The following is a 3,102-nucleotide window of genomic DNA, read 5'->3' on the forward strand; positions in this document are numbered from 1 at the left end:
GTCCGAGTCTGGCCTGTCGGGGTGCGGGGGTCCGACCCCGCCCACTTCGGCGTCCCGGCCCCCCGCTGCCCCCCGCCCCCCCCCCCCCCCACCGCCGCGCGCGCCCCGCCGCGCGCCGGCGCCGCCCCGCCGCCGGTGTTCGCGATCGTGCCGGTGTTCGAGGCCATGATGATGCCCGTGATCGACGTGGCGCCGATGGACATCTTCGGCCGGGTCGTGCACGGCGAGCAGGACTTCCACTTCCATCGGCCGATCCGCCCCGGCGAGGAACTGACCTCGCGGGCAAAGGCGGTCGGCTACACGAGCAAGTCCACCGGGACCACCATCACGATTCTGGTCGAATGCCGGGACACGGCAGGGGAACTGGTGAACGAGCAGTACCTCACCGCGTTCTTCCGCAATATCGACGCGGGGAAATCGGTGGGCGAGCAGGCGCCATCGCATCGATTCGACGAAAACCTCAAGGCGGCGGAGCCGTTCGCGGTGGTCGAGCATCACGTCGACGACGACCAGACGTTCCGGTACGCCCCGGCCTCCGGCGATCCGGTCCCGCTGCACCTCGACGAGCAGGTCGCCAAGGACGCCGGGCTGCCCGGCATCATCGCGCACGGACTGTGCACGATGGCGATGGCCTCCTGGGGCGTGCTCACCGCGACCGCGGGCTCGGACGTGCACCGGCTGCGCCGGTTCGCGGTGCGCTTCGCCAAGCTCGTATTCCCCGGTGACGATCTGCGGACCCGGATCTGGCGCGTCACCAGCGCCGACGGCGCCACCACCTACGCGTTCGAGACGGTGCGCGGCGAGGATGTCGTGCTCAGCGACGGCCTCGCCGTGATCGCCGACTGAACCCACTCACACACAGGAGTCCTATCCATGAGTTCCCTGGCAGGCAAGGTCGCCGTGATCACCGGCGCCGGGCGCGGCATCGGGCGTGAGCACGCGCTGTTGTTCGCCCGCGAAGGCGCCAAGATCGTCGTCAACGATCTCGGCGGCAGCAACGCGGGCGAAGGCGCCGACGTTGGCCCGGCCCAGCAGGTCGTCGACGAGATCCGCGCCGCGGGCGGCGAGGCCGTCGCCAACACCGACAACATCGCGACCTGGGACGGCGCGCGGACGCTGATCGAGCAGGCCGTCGCGGAGTTCGGCGGGCTCGACATCGTGGTCAACAACGCGGGCATCCTGCGCGATGTGTTCATCGCCGCGATGGACGAGTCCCAGTGGGACGCCGTGATCGCAGTGCACCTCAAAGGCCATGCCGCCGTGCTCCATCACGCGGCCGCCTACTGGAAGGCGCAGAGCAAGGCCGGTAACCAGCCCAACGCGGCCGTCATCAATACCGCCTCGGCCTCGGGCGTCACCCTGCCGAACGCGGGCCAGGCCAACTACGGCGCGGCCAAGGCAGGCATCGCCGCGCTGACTCAGGTCGCGGCCGAGGAGCTGGGCCGCTATGGCGTGCGGGTCAACGCGATCGCCCCGATCGCCCGCACCCGGCTCACCCTCGCGACCCCCGGCATGGGGGAGATGTTCGCCGCCGAGGCCGCCGCGGTGGAGGAATCCGGTGGATTCGACGCGTTCAGCCCCGCGAATATCTCGCCGCTGGTGGCCTACCTGGCCTCGGACAAGTGCCCGATCAGCGGCAAGGTGTTCGCCGTGCAGGGCGGCGCCATCTCCGAGCTGGCCGGCTGGCACGACGTGAAGACCATCGAGACCGAAGGGCCGTGGGCGATCGACGACATCGCCGTGCGGCTGCCCTGAGCGCGGGAGACGACGATGATCGAATGGTCAGAAACGGATCTGATGATCCGCGACGCGGTACGCACCTTCATCGACAAGGAGGTGCGTCCCCACCTGGACGCCCTCGACAGCGGTGAGATGCTGCCCTATCCGATCCTGCGGAAACTGTTCAGCCAGTTCGGGATCGACGCGATGGGCGAGGACGCCGTCGCCAAGATGCTGGCCAAGGAAGCGGCGGGGCCCAGCGAGAAGTCCGGGGGTGGCGGCGGCACGCCGTTCGCGGGCCAGCAGTCCATGATGGCCGTGCTGATCAGCGAATTGTCCGGTGTGTGTATGGGTTTGGTGTCGGCGCTGGGCGTGAGCATCGGGCTCGGCGCCACCACCATCATGTCGCGGGGCACGCTCGCGCAGAAGGAACGCTGGCTCGCCGACATCGTGACGCTGCGCAAGGTGGCGTCCTGGGCGATCACCGAGCCGGACTCCGGATCGGATGCCTTCGGCGGCATGAAGACTCGCGTCGAGCGCGACGGCGAGGACTACATCCTCAACGGCCAGAAGACCTTCATCACCAACGGCCCGTGCGCCGACGTGATGATCGTCTACGCCAAGCTCGACGAGGGCGACGGCGCCGACAAGCGCGACCGCAAGGTGCTCACCTTCGTGCTCGACAAGGGCATGGAGGGCCTCACCCAGGGCAAGCCGTTCAAGAAGATGGGCCTGCACTCCTCGCCGACCGGTGAACTGTTCTTCGACAACGTGCGCCTCGGCCGCGACCGGCTGCTCGGCGAGACCGAGGAACACAAGGGCGGCGACGGACGCGAAAGCGCCAGGGCGAGTTTCACCGCCGAGCGGATCGGCGTGGGATTCATGGCGCTGGGCGTCATCGAGGAATGCCACCGGCTCTGCGTCGACTACGCGCGCGATCGCACCCTGTGGGGTCAGGAGATCGGGCGCTTCCAGCTGATCCAGCTCAAGCTGGCCAAGATGGAGGTGGCCCGGATCAATGTGCGGAACATGGTCTTCAACGTGCTCGAGCGGAGCAAGGCGGGCAAGCCGCCGAGCCTGGCCGAGGCCTCGGCGATGAAACTGTACTGCTCGGAGGCCGCCACCGAGGTGGCCATGGAGGCGGTGCAGCTGTTCGGCGGCAACGGTTACATGAGCGAATACCGGGTCGAGCAGCTCGCGCGCGACGCGAAGTCGCTGATGATCTACGCGGGCAGCAACGAGATCCAGGTGACCCACATCGCCAAGGGCCTGCTCGGCAAGTAGCAACTCGGTGAGTGGGAATTCCGTGGAGCCGCCCCCGCGGCGGGGGCCGGGGGCGGGGCGGGGGGGGGCGAGCACCGCCCGCGGGGGGGGGGCGCGGGG

The 3,102-nt window shown here is 69.2% G+C and carries 3 protein-coding genes; all 3 read left to right on the forward strand.

What is annotated here, in order from left to right:
* Window positions 1–21: 21 nt before the first annotated feature.
* The 3 genes from QH270_RS27640 to QH270_RS27650 are packed head-to-tail and all read left to right on the forward strand — an operon-like array spanning window position 22 to window position 3,003.
* Window positions 22–846 carry a MaoC/PaaZ C-terminal domain-containing protein gene (locus QH270_RS27640; RefSeq protein WP_280346983.1) on the forward strand — a complete coding sequence of 275 codons (825 nt, stop codon included), beginning with the start codon at window positions 22–24 and terminating at the stop codon, window positions 844–846.
* 27 nt (window positions 847–873) lie between these two features.
* Window positions 874–1,755 (forward strand): SDR family oxidoreductase, encoded by an 882-nt coding sequence (locus QH270_RS27645; RefSeq protein ID WP_280346981.1) that lies wholly within the window; start codon window positions 874–876, stop codon window positions 1,753–1,755.
* Window positions 1,756–1,770: 15 nt separating this feature from the next.
* Window positions 1,771–3,003 (forward strand): acyl-CoA dehydrogenase family protein, encoded by a 1,233-nt coding sequence (locus QH270_RS27650; protein ID WP_280346982.1) that lies wholly within the window; start codon window positions 1,771–1,773, stop codon window positions 3,001–3,003.
* The last annotated feature ends 99 nt before the right edge of the window (window positions 3,004–3,102 follow it).

The sequence above is a fragment of the Nocardia neocaledoniensis genome (assembly GCF_029868625.1).
GTDB classification, from domain to species: Bacteria; Actinomycetota; Actinomycetes; order Mycobacteriales; family Mycobacteriaceae; genus Nocardia; species Nocardia neocaledoniensis_A.

Bases quoted from the DNA above. Each gene is read 5' to 3' on its own strand.
- QH270_RS27645 (WP_280346981.1), top strand. From the start codon at position 874: ATGAGTTCCCTGGCAGGCAAGGTCGCCGTGATCACCGGCGCCGGGCGC.
- QH270_RS27650 (WP_280346982.1), top strand. From the start codon at position 1,771: ATGATCGAATGGTCAGAAACGGATCTGATGATCCGCGACGCGGTACGC.